General features: G+C 36.2%; 17 protein-coding genes, 2 tRNA genes and 1 pseudogene. 18 read left to right on the top strand and 2 right to left on the bottom strand.

Annotation, left to right across the window (positions count from 1 at the left end; translation table 11 throughout):
* Positions 1-30: 30 nt before the first annotated feature.
* From ABH957_RS03560 to ABH957_RS03545, 4 genes are all read left to right on the top strand, one after another.
* On the top strand, positions 31-1,326 hold the full coding sequence (locus ABH957_RS03560; RefSeq protein WP_113935681.1) for a purine/pyrimidine permease: 1,296 nt from the start codon (positions 31-33) through the stop codon (positions 1,324-1,326).
* A 165-nt stretch (positions 1,327-1,491) separates the two neighbouring features.
* Positions 1,492-1,716 (top strand): spore germination transcription factor GerE, encoded by a 225-nt coding sequence (gene gerE / locus ABH957_RS03555; protein WP_000659484.1) that lies wholly within the window; start codon positions 1,492-1,494, stop codon positions 1,714-1,716.
* Positions 1,717-1,823: 107 nt separating this feature from the next.
* On the top strand, positions 1,824-2,486 hold the full coding sequence (locus tag ABH957_RS03550; protein ID WP_404491121.1) for a type 1 glutamine amidotransferase domain-containing protein: 663 nt from the start codon (positions 1,824-1,826) through the stop codon (positions 2,484-2,486).
* Between the two features lie 163 nt (positions 2,487-2,649).
* On the top strand, positions 2,650-3,288 hold the full coding sequence (locus ABH957_RS03545) for a TetR/AcrR family transcriptional regulator (protein ID WP_242307490.1): 639 nt from the start codon (positions 2,650-2,652) through the stop codon (positions 3,286-3,288).
* A 49-nt stretch (positions 3,289-3,337) separates the two neighbouring features.
* Here ABH957_RS03545 and ABH957_RS03540 read toward each other — a convergent pair whose 3' ends face one another.
* Positions 3,338-4,021, bottom strand: coding sequence for a type 1 glutamine amidotransferase domain-containing protein (locus ABH957_RS03540; protein ID WP_404491120.1), 684 nt, complete (start codon positions 4,019-4,021; stop codon positions 3,338-3,340).
* 369 nt (positions 4,022-4,390) lie between these two features.
* On the opposite strand from ABH957_RS03540, the pseudogene ABH957_RS03535 reads away from it, so the two are divergent.
* The 8 genes and pseudogenes from ABH957_RS03535 to ABH957_RS03500 all read left to right on the top strand — a co-directional run bounded on the left by ABH957_RS03535 (position 4,391) and on the right by ABH957_RS03500 (position 10,201).
* Positions 4,391-5,716 (top strand): annotated as a pseudogene (locus ABH957_RS03535) (MFS transporter).
* A 232-nt stretch (positions 5,717-5,948) separates the two neighbouring features.
* Positions 5,949-6,761: a glutamate racemase gene (gene racE, locus ABH957_RS03530; protein ID WP_002015338.1), complete on the top strand. Its 813-nt coding sequence runs from the start codon at positions 5,949-5,951 to the stop codon at positions 6,759-6,761.
* A gap of 130 nt (positions 6,762-6,891) precedes the next feature.
* A complete protein-coding gene (locus ABH957_RS03525) occupies positions 6,892-7,938 on the top strand; it encodes a GerMN domain-containing protein (RefSeq protein WP_113935655.1) in 1,047 nt (348 codons plus the stop codon).
* Between the two features lie 131 nt (positions 7,939-8,069).
* Positions 8,070-8,807, top strand: a complete 738-nt coding sequence (gene rph, locus ABH957_RS03520) for a ribonuclease PH (protein WP_002138500.1) — start codon at positions 8,070-8,072, stop codon at positions 8,805-8,807.
* A gap of 11 nt (positions 8,808-8,818) precedes the next feature.
* Positions 8,819-9,427 carry an XTP/dITP diphosphatase gene (locus ABH957_RS03515; RefSeq protein WP_113935654.1) on the top strand — a complete coding sequence of 203 codons (609 nt, stop codon included), beginning with the start codon at positions 8,819-8,821 and terminating at the stop codon, positions 9,425-9,427.
* Between the two features lie 13 nt (positions 9,428-9,440).
* A complete protein-coding gene (locus ABH957_RS03510; RefSeq protein WP_404491119.1) occupies positions 9,441-9,944 on the top strand; it encodes a metallophosphoesterase in 504 nt (167 codons plus the stop codon).
* 108 nt (positions 9,945-10,052) lie between these two features.
* Positions 10,053-10,126, top strand: a tRNA-Gly gene (locus ABH957_RS03505).
* A gap of 1 nt (position 10,127) precedes the next feature.
* Positions 10,128-10,201: transfer RNA gene (locus ABH957_RS03500), tRNA-Arg, on the top strand.
* A gap of 51 nt (positions 10,202-10,252) precedes the next feature.
* Here the strand turns inward: ABH957_RS03500 and ABH957_RS03495 are convergent.
* Positions 10,253-10,867: a PH domain-containing protein gene (locus tag ABH957_RS03495; protein WP_016092377.1), complete on the bottom strand. Its 615-nt coding sequence runs from the start codon at positions 10,865-10,867 to the stop codon at positions 10,253-10,255.
* Between the two features lie 138 nt (positions 10,868-11,005).
* On the opposite strand from ABH957_RS03495, the gene ABH957_RS03490 reads away from it, so the two are divergent.
* The 6 genes from ABH957_RS03490 (at position 11,006) to lonB (ending at position 17,517) form a co-directional block, all read left to right on the top strand.
* Positions 11,006-11,143: a hypothetical protein gene (locus tag ABH957_RS03490; protein ID WP_002015343.1), complete on the top strand. Its 138-nt coding sequence runs from the start codon at positions 11,006-11,008 to the stop codon at positions 11,141-11,143.
* Between the two features lie 39 nt (positions 11,144-11,182).
* Positions 11,183-11,431 (top strand): hypothetical protein, encoded by a 249-nt coding sequence (locus ABH957_RS03485; RefSeq protein WP_001983650.1) that lies wholly within the window; start codon positions 11,183-11,185, stop codon positions 11,429-11,431.
* Positions 11,432-11,629: 198 nt separating this feature from the next.
* On the top strand, positions 11,630-12,628 hold the full coding sequence (locus tag ABH957_RS03480; RefSeq protein ID WP_113768839.1) for a hypothetical protein: 999 nt from the start codon (positions 11,630-11,632) through the stop codon (positions 12,626-12,628).
* Positions 12,629-12,938: 310 nt separating this feature from the next.
* Positions 12,939-14,216 carry a trigger factor gene (gene tig, locus ABH957_RS03475; protein ID WP_002034203.1) on the top strand — a complete coding sequence of 426 codons (1,278 nt, stop codon included), beginning with the start codon at positions 12,939-12,941 and terminating at the stop codon, positions 14,214-14,216.
* Positions 14,217-14,480: 264 nt separating this feature from the next.
* Positions 14,481-15,740 carry an ATP-dependent protease ATP-binding subunit ClpX gene (gene clpX, locus ABH957_RS03470; protein ID WP_000472285.1) on the top strand — a complete coding sequence of 420 codons (1,260 nt, stop codon included), beginning with the start codon at positions 14,481-14,483 and terminating at the stop codon, positions 15,738-15,740.
* Between the two features lie 106 nt (positions 15,741-15,846).
* Positions 15,847-17,517 carry an ATP-dependent protease LonB gene (gene lonB / locus ABH957_RS03465; RefSeq protein WP_002034202.1) on the top strand — a complete coding sequence of 557 codons (1,671 nt, stop codon included), beginning with the start codon at positions 15,847-15,849 and terminating at the stop codon, positions 17,515-17,517.
* Positions 17,518-17,567 lie beyond the last annotated feature (50 nt).

Here is a 17,567-nt window from a genome sequence, read left to right as displayed (position 1 = left end):
CTATACTTCCTTATAAGGAAGCAAGAAGGGATGAAAAGTTTGGACAATCAACATAATCAAAATCATATTATGGGAACTTTGCAATGGTTTATTTTTTTATTAGCAAACTCAATCGCGCTACCAATTGTTGTTGGCGGATTATTTCATCTTACGACGGAAGAAGTATTTTATTTAATGCAGCGTACGTTTTTCGTAGTTGGTATATCTTCTTTTTTACAAGGATGGCTTGGACATAAGCTTCCGATTGCGGATGGACCAGCTGGATCTTGGGTTGGTGTATTTACCGTGCTTGCTTATGCAACTGTAGGGCAGGATCAATTACATAGTACATTGCAAATTTTAGAATTAGGAATGATGGTTGCGGGAGTTGTTTTAATAGCGCTAGGAGTAACGGGAGTTATTGGGCGTATTTTATTTTTATTTACGCCGCTCGTGACAGGGACGTTCTTACTTTTATTATGTTTACAATTAAGTGGTGTATTTTTAAAAGGAATGCTAGGAATTACAGCTACTGTTTCTCAAATTGATGGATTTACAGCATTAATTGCTTTTGGCATATTTTTATTCGTAGTCATACTCTCCAACTTCGGAAAAGGGTTTGTTAAAAGTTATGCGGTTTTAATAGGGTTAATTAGTGGCTGGATTATTTTTCTCATTGCAGGAAAAGTGACGATCCCATCTCAAGTAACTCATTTTGTGCAACTTCCACATATATTCGCGTGGGGAATTCCAAAATGGAATACAGGTATGGCTGTATCAAGTTTCGTTATGGTATGTATTTTAGTTTCAAATACAGTGGCAGCTATTATAGCAATCAATCAAGCTACGATTCATAAAGCGACTATTGAACAAAAACAGTTGAGAAATGGTACGTGGGTCGGAGGGATTTCGCATATGATTTCCTCTTTGTTTTCAACTGTAGGTGTCGTTCCATTACCAGCAACGGCAGGTTTCATACGTTTAACAAATCAAAAGTACATGCGTTCATTCTTATTTGCATGTGTACTATTAGTCGGTATGTCGCTATTTCCAAGTATTATCCGCTACTTAGCCTCTCTGCCATCCGCGGTCGCATCTGCGGTTTTAATGGCTTCGTTCGTACAGTTAATTGGAATTGGGTTTCATAATATAAAACAAGTGCCAATGAGCGAAAGGAATATAACGATTTTAGGAGTTGCTATATTATTTGGAAGTGGTGTTATGTTTTTACCGTCTGGAGCACTCCAATCCTTGCCGTCTGTGATGCAATATATATTCGGAAATGGCTTGTTCGTAGGTACAGTTGTCAGCATATTACTAGAACAAATATGGCGTACTGAAAAGTAAGTGGATAAAAAGAGTGTACGCACTGTATAAAAGTCTAAAATAACATAAGAAATAAAGCCCATTTTCATTCACCACCTGCACATTTCGTTCATACAATATCTTGACTAAATAAACACCCAACTTACACATATACAGCTCTGGCTTAAGCAAGGAGGGTTATACCAGTTGAAGGAAAAAGCGTATCAATCTAAACCGTTACTCACAAAGAGAGAAAGAGAAGTATTTGAATTACTGGTTCAAGATAAAACGACGAAGGAAATTGCAGGTGAACTGTTTATAAGTGAAAAAACAGTACGTAATCACATCTCAAACGCAATGCAAAAGCTAGGGGTTAAAGGACGTTCACAAGCAGTTGTTGAGCTTCTTCGTATGGGAGAGCTCGAACTATAAGAAAGCAGCCGACTTTTATAAAAGAGGTCGGCTATTTTTCTATTTATTTCATGCTCCATATGAATGATAAGAATGTTTCCTACATAAATAGGTAGTAAGGAGGGGATATGTTGAAAAGGGTATTATTAGTTTCAACAAGCGCTCATAACTTGAATGGACACCCGACTGGTTTATGGCTTGAAGAGCTCGCAGCTCCGTATAATTTATTTAAAAAGGCTAAGTTCGATGTTGATCTTGTATCTATAGAAGGTGGAAGGGTACCTATTGATAGAGTGTCAATTCCAAATGGGATACCTCGTGAATTTAAGCAGGTAGCTACGATATTGCAAAATACGAAGCCGATTTCGAAGGTTCATTTTTCAGATTATGATGCAGTTTTATTTGGTGGTGGGCACGGGGCTATTGTAGATTTTCCTGGTAATACATATGTAGCGAATTTGATTGTAAATATGTATAACAATAACCGGGTTGTAGCGGCTGTTTGTCACGGGGTAAGTTCTTTAGTTGGTGTGAAAAATAAAGATGGCTCGTTTTTTGTTGCTGGTAAGCGTATAACAGGTTATACAAACGATGAAGAAAAAGCTGTACATTTAGAAAATCGAGTTCCTTTTTTGCTAGAAAGTAAGTTGAAAGAAGAAGGGGCATTATTTTATGTAGCACCTAATTTCACGCCGCATGTTGTAGTAGATGGGCGTTTGATTACAGGGCAGAATCCGCAGTCTAGTATGGGAATAGGTAAGGCTATAAAAAGAGCTGTAAATAAGTTATAGAAAAGGTGCCCGCTACTAACAAAGGTAGCGGGTACTTTTTATGTATAGCGTAGATTGAAATTGTAATAAACTAAAAAGACGTAATGAGTATAATAACTTCATTTATAAACATTCATGAATTTGCTATACTATTTTGTATGAACAAAAGAGGAGGCTCTTTTAAATGAGAAAAGTAGCGTGTGCAAATACTTATATTAATAAAATAAAGCCCGTTATTCGAAAGACGAGTTTTAGCCAATTAAAAATAGATGAAATTGCGAAATATATGGATATTAGTAAAGCTACTTTATATAAACGTTTTTCTTCGAAAGATGAGATTATTGAGGCAGTAGTAGAGGATTTTATAAACTATCTTCTTGAAGGAGATGCGGATAATCAAGATGAAAGTATGTCGTTTACAGAACGTTTCCAAAAGACGTTTATCCATTCTTTAAAATGTGTGACGTATATTTCGGATGTCTTTTTACAAGATTTGAAAGAAGCGTATCCGCATTTGTCGGATCAATTAGTCGCTGCACAACAAAATCGCAATCGTAATTTGCAAATGTTTTTTGAGTCGGGTATGGAACAAGGTTACTTTAATAAAATGAATGCGCAACTATTTATGGTGCAAGATGATGTGATGTTAAGACGCATTATAGATCATACTTTTTGCATTCAGTACGATATTACGTTAAAGCAAGCGATACTTGATTTCTACAATTTGAAGAAATATCAACTGTTTAAACCGGAATTTTTAGATGTAGTTGATGATTCTGAAATTGAAAAAGAAATTAAAGCTAATTTACAAATGATTTCGTAAAAAAAGCAGATTTCCCTTACTAGAGGGAAATCTGCTTTTTTAGTACATATTATTTTTGCAACTGTTTTAATACTAATTCAGCTACTGGACCACCTGAAGCAGGGTTTTGACCAGTAATTACACGATTATCTTCTACAGCGTAAGCTTCCCAAGGCTGCGCAGCTTTTTCGTAAAGCCCTCCATTTTTAATGAGTTCATCTTCTGTTAAAAATGGAACGAATTGATCCAATTCAGCTAGTTTCTCTTCTTCATTTGAGAATCCTGTTACTTTTTTATCGTTAATTAAACGATCCCCGTTACTTAATGTGATATGGAATAAACCAGCAGCTCCGTGACAAACAGAGGAAACAATTCCGCCATTTTCATAAATGTTGCGGCTAATATTTTGAAGTTCTTTGTTTTCTGGGAAGTCCCAAATAACTCCGTGACCACCCGCGTAATAAATAACAGCGTAGTCTTCTTGATCCACTTCACTCGGTTTCATTGTAGAGCCGAGACGATTCATAAATTCTTTCTTTTGATACCATTCCCAATCGATGCTCTCCGCCATCGCTAAACTATGCGGATCAATCGGTGTATAGCCGCCTTGTGGACTGACATAATCTACTTCGTAACCAGCTTCTTCTACTTTTTTAACGAAATGGACAGCTTCACCAAGCCAAAGCCCAGTAGCTCTATTTAAATTTGGGTATTTTTCTACGCTCGTTAATACAACTAACATTTTTTTCTTCATCATAATCCTCCTGTAATGTTTCTTCTATATAAAAGTTCTTTATTTACTTGATTTTATTAAGTTAGAAATTGCAAATTTGAATAACCATGTCAGTCCCCCTTATACCGGATTCGAAATTAGTGTATAACAATTTTTGGACAAAGTAAACTAAAAACACTAAATTAGTTTACTTTGTATATTTTTCGTTGACAAACTGTAATGCTGAAACTATGATAGTTCCATGAATATCGAACAACATAATGTTACGTTTCGAATTCAATTTGTCGCGCGATAAATTTATACATTTGATGAAGTTGTTTAGTAGTGATAGAGGAGCTAAACAACTTTATTTTTCATTTACAGTTACTACAATCAGAAGAGGTGTTACGCATGGGGAAAGATATAAGTAACCATTCAAAATGGTTTGTTTTCACATTATGTTTTATCGTTTTATTAGGACCGATGAATGCGGTTTTATTTAATGTAGCGTTAGAGGATATTGCTAATGATTTATCTATTAGTCAATAGAAAGTAAGTTGGGTTGTAGTAGGTTATTCCTTAGTTGTCGGTATTGGTTCGATGATATATGGGAAGTTGGCTGATCGTTATAGCGTAAAAAAACTATTGATTATTTCAATTATCATATTTGTAGCGGGTTCTATTATTGGATTTATGAATCAATCTTATGCGATTACCATTCTTGCAAGATTAGTGCAGGCGAGTGGGGGCGCGGCGTTTATTGCGCTTAGTATGATTGTAGTGGCAAAATTAGTTGCTCCTGCTAAGAAGCCTGGTGCATTAGCGATGATTAGTTCTTCTATTGCATTAGCAATAGGCATTGGTCCTTTAGTTGGCGGGGCTATTACAAATACATTAGGGTGGCCATATTTATTTTTATTTATGGTTATTTCAGTAGTTGGGATTTTCTTGCTTATAAAATTTATGCCAGAAGAAGCGCAGCATACGGATGAAGCGTTTCATTTTGATTACATTGGAGCGGCGTTATTATTTGCATTCATTACGACTGTTTTATTAGGTGTCAATATTAATAGTTGGCTATTTGTGTTATCGGTAGCTTTCTTATTTTTATTCACGGTTCGTATGAAGAACGCGGAGCATGCATTTATTGATATTGAGTTATTTTCGAACAAACCATTTCTTCGTTTAATAGCGGTCGGGTTTATAATTAATGTGGCGTTATGTGCTAGTCTATTATTATTGCCATCACTGTTAGGAAGAGTGCACGGATTGTCGCCATTCGTTATCGGAATTGCACTGTTTGTTGCATCACTCTTTGGTATTGTATCTAGTTTTATTACGGGAAAGATTGTCCCTTCGTTTGGAAATGTGAATATGATTTATGTAGCGTCTGTCATTATGATCGTTGGCTTTTTAATTTTAGGGTTTATTCCGAATGGAAGCATAGTCGTTATTGTATTGGCGATTATTTTAACATTTATGAGTTATTCAGCTATTCAAGTATCATTAAACACATTTATACCGAAAACATTACATCCAGCTAAAGTTGGAGTCGGTCTTGGTTTATATAATTTAATTAACTTTTTCGGTATGGCATTTGGACCAGCTGTAGCGAGCAAAGTTATGGAATCTACAAATAGTTATCGTTTGAATTTTATTTTAATCATCATTTTAATTTCTGCTCATTTCTTCTTATTAATAGGGATGTCTTCTTTCCAAAAAAAGATGGAGCAATAAAGTGAAACTTTAATTAGTGGGATAAATGCGTATTTTGTATGGAAGAAACCGACTTTCATATAGAAGGTCGGTTATTTTTCTGTCTTGCAAATTATGAAAAAAAGGAGCAAAATAAAAAAGGTCCTAGTCTATACAGGTACAAATGAAAATTTTCATACAGAAGCAGTTTAAGTGAGCGAACTTAAAGTGTATAAAATATAATGATAAAATAAGATGATGAATGAGAAAACGGGTGATTAAGTTGAATAGAGCGATCGGTGTTATTGATTCAGGAGTGGGCGGTTTAACAGTAGCGAAGGAATTAATTCGTCAGTTGCCGAAAGAACGTATTATATATTTAGGAGATACAGCACGTTGCCCTTATGGTCCGCGTTCTCGTGAAGAAGTGCGTCAATTTACGTGGGAAATGACGGAGCATTTATTAGATTTAAATATCAAAATGTTAGTTATTGCGTGTAATACAGCAACTGCGGTTGTCTTAGAAGAAATGCAGAAACAATTACCAATTCCAGTAGTTGGAGTTATTCATCCAGGATCACGTACAGCTTTAAAAGTGACAAATACGTATCATGTTGGGATTATTGGAACGATTGGAACAGTAAAAAGTGGCGCCTATGAAGAGGCACTAAAGTCTATTAATAACCGTGTTATGGTAGAAAGTTTAGCGTGCCCACCTTTCGTTGAGCTTGTAGAGAGTGGGAATTTCGAAAGTGAAATGGCGTATGAAGTTGTAAGAGAAACATTGCAACCGTTGAAAAGTACTGACATTGATACGCTTATTCTAGGATGTACACATTATCCGATTTTAGGTCCTGTTATTAAAAAGGTAATGGGGGATCAAGTACAATTAATTAGTTCGGGTGATGAAACAGCGCGTGAGGTAAGCACGATTTTATACCATAGTAAGATGTTAAATGAGGGAGAAGAACAAAGTGATCATCTCTTCTTAACGACTGGTAAAATAGGTCTGTTTAAAGAAATTGCATCAAAGTGGTTCGGTCAGCCGATTGAAAATGTGAAGCATATCAATTTAGAAACAGAATAATAGTAGATTCATATAAGAGAACTCCTGAGAAATCAGGGGTTTTTTCTGTGTAAGTAGCTATAGCTTGTTCTAAAATATGAAACAGCTCGTATACATAAAAGTACAAACTTAGATTTTAGGGGGGAATGGCATGCCTAAATCCACTTTTAAATGGGTTGTTGGTGCTACTGTGAGTGCGATTTTATTATCAGGGTGTGGCTTGTTAAATCAAGAGAAAGCGACAGAACAAATTGATCCGCCAAAAAAAGTTACGTATACAGAAGGTGAAAAGAAAGAAACTGCTAAAAAAGATAAACAAGAGCAAACAGTAAATAGAGAGTTATACCTCGTTGATAAAAATGGATATGTCGTACCGCAAACTATTGCAATGCCTACTCCGAAAGCGAATGAAGTTGTACAGCAAACGTTAGAGTATCTTGTGAAAGATGGACCAGTTACAAATTTATTGCCAAATGGATTTCGAGCAGTCCTTCCAGCGAATACGACGATGACCTTGAATTTGAAAAAAGGCGGGACAGCAGTAATTGATTTCTCTAAAGAAATGAAAAATTATTCAAAAGAAGAAGAACGTCAAATTGTTGAATCAGTAGCGTGGACTTTGACTCAATTTACAGAAATAAAACAAGTGCAGTTCCAAATAAATGGTGAAAAGTTAGCGAAGATGCCTGTTGCGGGTACACCGCTTGGTGAAGGTGTAAGTCGTGCGAATGGAATTAACTTTGATGATGAACAAGTAGCAGATGTGACGCATACAAAACCGGTTACACTTTACTTTATGGCGCAAAATAATAAGCAGCAATATTACGTACCGGTAACAAGGCGCGTTGCAGAAGGAAAAGAAAATGATTACTCGGCAATTGTGGATGAGCTTGTAAAAGGTCCGATTCAAGGATCACTACTAAATGATTTTAATCCAGGAGCTAAGCTTATTACGAATCCGAAAGTGAAGGACGGAAATATTACATTAAACTTTAATGAAAATATATTTGTGAACCCAGACAAAAATATGATTTCAAATTATGTGTTGAAATCGTTAGTCTTATCTTTAACGGAAAAACAAGGTGTGAAAAATGTTTCTATTGAAGTGAATGGGAAAGCAAATCTTATGGATGAGAAAGGTGAAAAGTTAATAAAACCTGTTAATCGTCCACAAAACGTGAATACAGGTAGTTTTTAATCGCGAATAATTTGATATACTTATGTAAGAAAGGGGAATTGCTTTTTGAGTTCCCCTTCTTTTATTGTTATACATATCGTACATTTAAATTTGGCTATACTAATGAGAGTATTTATGAGGGGGTTATTTTTATGCGAGTAGATGGTAGAGGAAAAGCAGAGCTACGCCATATACATATTCATACAAATTATTTAAAACATCCAGAGGGATCAGTACTAATTGAAGTTGGGGATACAAAGGTAATTTGTTCAGCGACAATTGAAGAGCGTGTACCGCCGTTTATGCGCGGAGAAGGAAAAGGCTGGGTAACAGCAGAATATTCAATGATTCCACGTGCGACAGAGCAACGTACAATCAGGGAGTCAAGTAAAGGGAAAGTAACAGGGCGCACAATGGAGATCCAGCGTTTAATTGGACGAGCATTGCGTGCGGTTGTTGATTTAGAAGCGCTTGGCGAAAGAACGGTTTGGATTGACTGCGATGTAATTCAAGCGGATGGCGGAACGAGAACAGCTTCTATTACAGGTGCTTATGTAGCGATGGTATTAGCTTTTGAAAAATTATTGCAAGCAGACAAAGTATCTAAAATTCCGGTGAAAGATTATTTAGCGGCAACGTCAGTAGGTGTTGTTGAAGAACAAGGTGTTGTTTTAGATTTAAATTATGCTGAAGATTCTAAAGCAGACGTTGATATGAACGTTATTATGACTGGAAAAGGTCAGTTTGTTGAAGTGCAAGGAACTGGAGAAGAAGCGACGTTTAGCAGAGCTGAATTAAATGAATTACTTGATGCTGCTGAACAAGGGATTTTCCAACTTGTTGAAAAGCAAAAAGAAGCATTAGGTGACATCGTATCTCATATAGAGTAGAGGTGGAAAATATGAAGCAAGTTGTTGTAGCGACGAAAAATCTTGGGAAAGTACGTGAGTTTGCTGAGTTATTTGAGAGATTTGACTTAGAAGTGAAATCTTTACACGATTTTCCTCATATTGAAGAAGTCGAAGAAACTGGTGAAACATTTGAAGAAAATGCAATTTTAAAGGCGGACAGTCTTAGTAGACAGTTGAATTCCATCGTAATTGCGGATGACTCTGGTCTTATTGTAGATGCCTTAAACGGGAAACCAGGTGTGTATTCAGCTCGTTTTGCTGGGGAGCCGAAAGATGATCAGGCGAATATAGATAAGGTGTTACAAGGGTTAACTGACTTCGATTTAGAAAAACGTACAGCTCGTTTTTACTGTGCGCTAGCAGTTGCTTTCCCTGAAGTGGATAAAGAGCCGGTTATTGTAAACGGAACGTGCGAAGGGAAAATTCTAGAACAGCGCCGCGGGGAAAATGGTTTCGGATACGATCCGATTTTTTATGTAGAAGAATATAAAAAATCGATGGCTGAGCTAAATTCGGATGAGAAAAATGCGATTAGTCACCGCGGACGCGCTCTTCGTAAATTAGAAGAAAAAATCCCAGAATGGTTTTTAGAAGAATAAGGGAGAGAGATTGATGAAAGCTTTAATCGTAAGCGATAGTCATAGCTCTGTGAAGGAATTACAGCAGTTAAAAGAGAATTACGAAGGGAAAGTAGATGCCATGATTCATTGTGGTGATTCAGAGCTAACGCCTGCTCACGAAGAGCTACAAGGTTTCCAAGTTGTAAAAGGGAATTGTGATTATGCTAACTTTCAAGATGAAATTGTAACTGATGTAGATGGAATTCGTTTCTTAGTTGTACACGGTCATCGTCATAATGTGAAAATGACGTTACAAACGTTAGCGTATCATGCAGGAGAAGTAGGAGCGCAAGTAGCATGCTTTGGACATTCTCATATATTAGGGGCAGAATTAATTGATGGGATTTTATTTATTAATCCAGGAAGTATTTTGCTCCCACGCTCTCGTGTGGAAAAGACATTCGCTTTATTAGAAATGGATGAAAATCATATAGAAGTTCGTTTTGAAACATTAGATGGACAGCTGGTGGAACAAGCAATTTTTAAAAGAGGATAAGAAAAATTATCCTCTTTTAAAAAAGTGTTGACTTTATAAGTAGTTATGAATATAATAAATATTGTCGATAGGGCAACGGCGCTAACGAAGAAAAATAAAATAACATATGCGGGTGTAGTTTAGTGGTAAAACAAGAGCCTTCCAAGCTCTGGTCGAGAGTTCGATTCTCTTCACCCGCTCCATGTCCCAGTAGCTCAGCCGGATAGAGCATACGCCTTCTAAGCGTACGGTCGGGAGTTCGAATCTCTCCTGGGACGCTAACAAAACCTTGTTATCTTTTGATAACAAGGTTTTTTGTTTGTTTTAAATTAGTTATTAATAAATTTTTCAAAGACAAAACCGTAATCTTTCACGTTATATTGCTTTTTCGTATCAACGAGCCAGTTAAAGGCGATCTCGTTCATCTCTTTAAACTGTTCTGCTAAATTTACTTGTGCATTTGAAATACGGCTGAAAGCGTTAGATGCCATATCTAAACTTTTATGTGCATACTGCAATTTAATGTCGTTGTCGTATGAAATTTCTTCGATTTTAAGAAGAGCCTTATATAAATCTTTTAATTCTTCAATATGTTTTTTATGAACATCAATTGAGTAATGCTCATCTCCCATTTGAAATTTAATTTCTACATCTAAATCAATCGTTCCTGCAGTTTCAAGTGCTACGTTTTTAATTTGATATTTACTATAGCTAAAGCGGCGTAATGTACGTTTTTTGCTTGTGGCACTTGTACCATCTAGGTGAATTAATCCTTTGTTTGTGAAACAATATTCATCTGATTTTGATTTAATAAGAAAGTAAATTTTCTCCCCATCTTCATGCATTACGTAATCATCAGCATCGACCTTATCGTAATCTTTTGGTGTGATAACGGAACCTACATCGCTTAATCCTAAAACGTCAGCTGCCATTTTTTTGAACATATATAATCCCCCTTGTAAATTAAATTCTTAATTGTACAAAAATATATTAACATGATTTTAAATCTATTTTTGAAATCTTACAATTCTGTAAGGTAAGTGTAAGGAAGTTCGATGGTAACAAATTACTAATCCTATATAATGAAGATAACAACGATAAATGAGGAGGAAGAGATGATGAAAGGATTAATCGTAACGGGTTTAACAGTAGCTTTTGGGTTTGTGGCGTATGAAAAGTTAACATATGTAATTGATGTTGTAAAACATTTAGTAGCGTAGAAAAAACTGCCATGAGAGGGAAAGGGAATGAGTGAATGAATGGAATGGTTATTTGGAATTATAGGTACTTGTAGTGTAGTTTTATTGTTCTTTGTCCCGAGTGGTATACTCAGTTCGACAACGAGTTTGTTTTTTTTAAGTTTGTTTGCTTGTACGATGCTCATTATTATGTTTTTAATGAAGCGAAGTAAACCAATCTTCTATTTTAGCATGATTGTTATGGCAATTATTGTTCTCCAAATTATTACCCTTGTTATATACCCCACAATTATAAAAGCTTTCCATTAATGATGAACCCTCTGCCGTCTGTTGCTGAGGGTTTTTGTTTGTGAAAAATGAATTTCATTTAGAAGTTTGTTGCTTTTTTGTTATGAAAATAGAATATTCCTATATTTCGAATAAATGATTTTGGAATGTTGTGTTCTCATTACGCATTTGATATATTTACTTTGAAGATCATTAAAATCTAGAAAAAGAGGCGGACGTATGGATAAAAAAGAAAATACGGTCGTATTGTTTCCGCAACTATCAGAACGCTATATTGATAAAGGTTTTTTAGCGTTGAAAGAGCGGGAATTCGAAGATGCATTGCGCTGCTTTGAAATATTACGTCAGTATAATGCAGAAACGGAACAAACAGAATTAGCTTCCGTTATTTGTTTGCTAGAATTAAAACGTATGGAAGAAGCGAAAGAAAAATGTGAGCAGTTGCTTGAAACAGGAGCTGTATTATTTGGTGATATTCTTGAAACGTATGTAACTATTTTAGTTCAAACAAATGATTATGAAGGTGTCATTGAAACTGTTGAGGAAGTTTTGCAAACGAAAGATATAATTCCTGAGCAAAAGGAAAAATTGGCGCAGCTTGCTTTGTTTGCGCAAGGGATGCTGAATGAAGAAGATAAACCGCTAGTGGATTCGAATTTTGAATTAGAAGAATTTACCGATGGGCTTTTTGGAGAAAACTTTGGTCAAAAGCTAAGAGTGATCCAGAAACTTTCGTTAAAAGACCTGGATCTCGCACTTCCTACTTTAAAGAAATTTTTAATAGACGAAGATCAGCATCCTTATTTAAAAACTTCTATTTTGTATAAAATGGTAGAAAATCAAATAGAAGAAGAGATAGAAGTAGAGAAGTTTGGAAATACGATAAAGGTGATTCCAGCATTTACAGGTCATAATGAGGAGCAATCCGATAAAATTATACATAAATTCTCAAACCGATTAGAGCAAAATTATCCAGATATATTTAGTACGATGGTTACATACTGGAAAGAATTACAAATTAGCATTTTTCCGTTCCCTCTATTAATGGATAAAGTAGAAATTTGGGCTGCTGTCTTAGAGAGAATTGGAAGAAAGCGTTTCGGATTGGCTATTGATGAAGAAGAACTTATGACAGCATACAATATTGAGTTTGAGGAATTTCATATTGCCTATCAATGGTTACTGCGCATTGAAAGAGAAGGGTATTTGCCCGTATAATTATGAAAAAGAATCGTTCAGTTATTGAAACGAGCACATTCTATGTTATAATGTAAGGGTTGCAAAAGGCAGAAATCTGCCTGTTTGTAAGAGAAGAGGAGTATAATTCTCTTACTTAATATGTTTCATATTAGTCTCGAACAAAATATACCGTAGTTGTCTTTTAGACAATTAGTAGATTGGAACATTGTATCTGAAAGCTTTTTGCTAGAGGGTTATTTGTACATTTGTTATTTCAAGAAAGAGATAATAAAAATTTTGATCTATAAAGGTATGTGCATACATTATTATAGTTGGAGGGAAAGAATAAATGTCTACAAAATGGGAAAAATTAGAAGGTAACGTTGGCGTTTTAACAATCGAAGTTGATGCTAAAGAAGTAAATAACTCTATCGACGCTGCATTCAAAAAAGTAGTAAAAACAATTAATGTACCAGGTTTCCGTAAAGGGAAAATGCCTCGTCCATTATTCGAACAACGCTTTGGTATTGAATCTTTATACCAAGATGCTTTAGATATCATCTTACCAAAAGCATACGGTGAAGCAATCGATGAAGCTGGTATCTTCCCAGTTGCTCATCCTGAGATTGACATCGAGAAATTCGAAAAAGGCCAAAACTTAATTTTCACTGCAAAAGTTACTGTAAAACCTGAAGTTAAATTAGGTGATTACAAAGGTTTAGCAGTAGAAAAAGTTGAAACAACTGTAACTGACGAGGATGTAGAAAACGAAGTAAAAGCTTTACAAGAGCGTCAAGCTGAACTAGTTGTTAAAGAAGAAGGAACTGCTGCAGATGGTGATACAGCTGTAATCGACTTCGAAGGTTTCGTTGATGGCGAAGCATTTGAAGGCGGAAAAGGCGAAAACTATTCTCTTGCAATCGGTTCTGGTACTTTCATCCCAGGTTTCGAAGAGCAAGTAATTGGTCTTAAATCTGGTGATTCTAAAGAAGTTGAAGTATCATTCCCAGAAGAGTACCATGCTGCTGAATTAGCTGGTAAACCAGCAACATTCAAAGTAACAATTCACGAAATCAAAACAAAAGAACTTCCTGAGTTAAACGACGAGTTCGCTAAAGATGCTGACGAAGAAGTTGCAACTCTTGATGAATTAAAAACAAAACTTCGTACAAACTTAGAAGAAGGCAAAAAGCACGAAGCTGAGCACAAAGTACGTGACGAAGTAGTAGAATTAGCTGCTGCTAACGCTGAAATCGACATTCCAGAAGCTATGATCGACACTGAGTTAGATCGTATGGTTCGTGAATTCGAGCAACGTTTAAGCCAACAAGGTATGAACCTTGAGCTTTACTACCAATTCACAGGTACTGACGCTGACAAATTAAAAGAGCAAATGAAAGAGGACGCACAAAAACGTGTAAGAATCAATCTTGTTCTTGAAGCTATCATTGAAGCTGAAAACATCGAAGTTACTGAAGAAGAAGTAACTGCAGAAGTTGAAAAAATGGCTGAAATGTACGGTATGCCAGTAGACGCTATCAAGCAAGCTCTTGGAAGCGTAGACGCTTTATCTGAAGATCTTAAAGTGCGTAAAGCTGTAGACTTCTTAGTAGACAACGCTGCATAATAAAATAACAAGGCGCGATTTTAATCGTGCCTTGTTTTATAAATATAGAAATATATTTATAAAACTTTTCGATGAAGAAGGAAAAGTGCCTTTGTAAGTCGAATATACATATTTCAAAAGTTTTAAAATTTTTTTATTTGTACATAACTAGTCATATTATTTGTATTTCTCGCTACGTAGTGACATAATATGTATTTACATACGATACATTTATCGTGTACATACGAAGGCAAGAGGTTAGCACTTTGTAAGGGGTGTGAAAATATGTTTAAATTTAATGATGAAAAAGGTCAATTAAAATGTTCTTTCTGTGGTAAAACACAAACGCAAGTTCGAAAGTTAGTTGCAGGTCCAGGTGTTTACATTTGTGACGAGTGTATCGAGCTTTGTACTGAAATTGTACAAGAGGAGCTTGCGAAGGACGAAGAAGTAGAATTCAAAGATGTACCGAAACCGGTAGAAATTCGTGAAATCTTAGATGAGTATGTCATCGGACAAGATAACGCGAAAAAAGCACTAGCGGTAGCGGTATATAACCATTACAAACGCATTAATTCTAACAGCAAAATTGATGATGTAGAATTAGCGAAGAGTAATATTTCACTTATTGGGCCAACTGGTAGTGGTAAAACATTATTGGCACAAACATTAGCGCGTATTTTAAATGTTCCATTTGCAATCGCGGACGCAACATCTTTAACAGAAGCTGGATACGTTGGGGAAGATGTAGAAAACATCTTACTAAAACTAATTCAAGCGGCTGATTACGATGTAGAAAAAGCGGAAAAAGGAATTATTTATATTGATGAGATTGATAAAGTGGCACGTAAGTCCGAAAATCCATCAATTACACGTGATGTATCTGGTGAAGGTGTACAGCAGGCACTTCTGAAAATTTTAGAAGGTACTGTAGCAAGCGTTCCACCTCAAGGTGGTCGTAAGCACCCACATCAAGAGTTTATTCAAATTGATACAACGAACATCCTATTCATTTGTGGTGGAGCGTTTGATGGCATCGAGCCTATTATTAAACGTCGCCTTGGTGAGAAAGTAATTGGATTTGGTGCTGAGAAGAAAAATGCTGATGTAAATGAGAAGCATGTTTTATCTCACGTTTTACCAGAGGATCTTTTAAGATTCGGTTTAATTCCGGAGTTTATCGGTCGTCTTCCAGTTATTGCGAACCTAGAGCCGCTTGATGAAGATGCTCTTGTAGATATTTTAACTAAACCGAAAAATGCACTTGTTAAGCAATTCCAAAAATTATTGGAGCTTGACGATGTTGAGTTAGAGTTTGAAGAAGGTGCACTAGTTGAGATTGCGAAAAAAGCAATTGAACGTAAAACAGGTGCTCGTGGACTTCGTTCTATTATTGAAGGTTTGATGCTTGATGTAATGTTCGAACTTCCATCTCGCAAAGATATCGAGAAGTGTATTCTTACGAAAGAAACAGTAGCTGATAATGAACCGCCGAAATTGGTGTTACAAGACGGTACTGTACTTGATACAAAAACATCTGCATAATTCGAAGAAGAAACAGCAATTTTTATAATTGCTGTTTTTCTTTATGTTTAGCACTATTCCTCCCAGGAAATACTAAAAGGTAAAACATAGCGGGAGGAAATGAATTATGAGCTGGACAAATATATTTTTACTTGTTCAACTTGTTTTTGGCGTAATTGTCGGATTGTATTTTTGGCATTTACTTCGAAATCAGCGAACACAAAAAGTTTCAATTGATCGAGAATCGAAAAAAGAATTAGAGCAGCTTCGTAAAATGCGTGAGGTTTCTTTAACAGAGCCGCTTGCGGAAAAGGTACGTCCTACATCCTTTATAGACATTGTAGGGCAAGAAGACGGGATTAAGTCGTTAAAAGCGGCTCTTTGTGGTCCTAATCCGCAACATGTGATCATATACGGTCCGCCAGGTGTCGGAAAGACAGCGGCAGCACGCCTTGTATTAGAAGAAGCGAAACGAAATCCGAAATCTCCATTTCGTACAAATGCAACATTTATCGAACTTGATGCGACGACAGCTAGGTTTGATGAGCGTGGTATTGCGGATCCATTAATTGGTTCAGTGCATGATCCTATTTATCAAGGAGCAGGTGCAATGGGACAAGCGGGTATCCCGCAACCGAAAAAAGGGGCTGTAACAGATGCGCATGGTGGTATTTTGTTCATTGATGAGATTGGTGAATTACATCCAATTCAAATGAATAAAATGCTAAAGGTGTTAGAAGATCGGAAAGTGTTTTTGGAAAGTGCGTATTATAGTGAAGAAAATTCGATGATTCCAACGTATATACATGATATTTTTCAAAAAGGTTTACCTGCAGATTTTCGCTTAGTTGGTGCAACGACACGTTCACCAGAGGAAATTCCTCCTGCAATTAGGTCGCGTTGTTTAGAAGTGTTCTTCCGTGAGTTAGATACAGAAGAAATTCAAAAAGTAGCGAAAAATGCAGCTGACAAAGTGGAGATGCAAGTAGGTGAGAACGGTATCGAAATGATTGGAATGTATGCAAGAAATGGACGAGAAGCAATTAATCTCGTGCAAATTTCTGCTGGTATGGCGATAAATGAAGAACGACCTTTCATTAAAGATGAAGATATTGAGTGGGTTGTTCATTCTAGTCAGCTTACACCAAAGTACGAAAAACGTATTTATCCAATTCCGAGAATCGGTCTTGTGAACGGGCTTGCTGTATATGGGCCGAATACAGGTGCGTTATTAGAAATTGAGGTAACAGCTATTCCTGCGAAAGATAAAGGATCAGTAAATGTCACTGGAATTGTAGAAGAGGAAAGTATTGGAAATCAAACGAAATCAATCCGCCGTAAAAGTATGGCGAAAGGTTCTGTTGATAATGTGTTAACAGTACTTCGTTCTCTAGATGTGTTGCCAGAAGGATATGATATACATATTAATTTTCCTGGTGGTATCCCGATTGATGGTCCTTCAGCAGGTATTGCTATGGCAACAGGTGTCTATTCAGCAGTGCATCGTACGTATGTGAATAATGAAGTAGCGATGACAGGTGAGATAAGTATCCACGGAGAAGTGAAACCTATTGGTGGTGTGTACGCAAAAATAAAAGCTGCGAAAAAAGCGGGAGCTAAGAAAGTCATCATTCCGGCTGAAAACATGCAACCATTTTTGTATACAATAAAGGGAATTGAGATCATTCCTGTTCGCAAATTAAAAGAAGTATTTGAATTAACATTTATGCAGGAAAATATGCATCGTGAGCTTGATGCACATAATGATTTGGACGAAACAGATGCACAATCAATGTGAGAATATACAATAATAAAAATTTGCCAGACTTCGTTTAAGTTTGTATGCTT

Origin of the sequence: Bacillus sp. RC242, assembly GCF_044908245.1 — a bacterium.
Classification (GTDB): domain Bacteria; phylum Bacillota; class Bacilli; order Bacillales; family Bacillaceae_G; genus Bacillus_A; species Bacillus_A mycoides.
This window is presented reverse-complemented; position numbering and strand designations above follow the sequence as displayed.

Coding starts and splice junctions, on each gene's coding strand:
- ABH957_RS03560 (WP_113935681.1), top strand. CDS start 31: ATGAAAAGTTTGGACAATCAACATAATCAAAATCATATTATGGGAACT.
- ABH957_RS03550 (WP_404491121.1), top strand. CDS start 1,824: ATGTTGAAAAGGGTATTATTAGTTTCAACAAGCGCTCATAACTTGAAT.
- ABH957_RS03545 (WP_242307490.1), top strand. CDS start 2,650: ATGAGAAAAGTAGCGTGTGCAAATACTTATATTAATAAAATAAAGCCC.
- ABH957_RS03540 (WP_404491120.1), bottom strand. CDS start 4,021: ATGAAGAAAAAAATGTTAGTTGTATTAACGAGCGTAGAAAAATACCCA.
- ABH957_RS03525 (WP_113935655.1), top strand. CDS start 6,892: ATGCCTAAATCCACTTTTAAATGGGTTGTTGGTGCTACTGTGAGTGCG.
- rph (WP_002138500.1), top strand. CDS start 8,070: ATGCGAGTAGATGGTAGAGGAAAAGCAGAGCTACGCCATATACATATT.
- ABH957_RS03515 (WP_113935654.1), top strand. CDS start 8,819: ATGAAGCAAGTTGTTGTAGCGACGAAAAATCTTGGGAAAGTACGTGAG.
- ABH957_RS03510 (WP_404491119.1), top strand. CDS start 9,441: ATGAAAGCTTTAATCGTAAGCGATAGTCATAGCTCTGTGAAGGAATTA.
- ABH957_RS03495 (WP_016092377.1), bottom strand. CDS start 10,867: ATGTTCAAAAAAATGGCAGCTGACGTTTTAGGATTAAGCGATGTAGGT.
- ABH957_RS03490 (WP_002015343.1), top strand. CDS start 11,006: ATGAAGATAACAACGATAAATGAGGAGGAAGAGATGATGAAAGGATTA.
- ABH957_RS03485 (WP_001983650.1), top strand. CDS start 11,183: ATGGAATGGTTATTTGGAATTATAGGTACTTGTAGTGTAGTTTTATTG.
- ABH957_RS03480 (WP_113768839.1), top strand. CDS start 11,630: ATGGATAAAAAAGAAAATACGGTCGTATTGTTTCCGCAACTATCAGAA.
- tig (WP_002034203.1), top strand. CDS start 12,939: ATGTCTACAAAATGGGAAAAATTAGAAGGTAACGTTGGCGTTTTAACA.
- clpX (WP_000472285.1), top strand. CDS start 14,481: ATGTTTAAATTTAATGATGAAAAAGGTCAATTAAAATGTTCTTTCTGT.
- lonB (WP_002034202.1), top strand. CDS start 15,847: ATGAGCTGGACAAATATATTTTTACTTGTTCAACTTGTTTTTGGCGTA.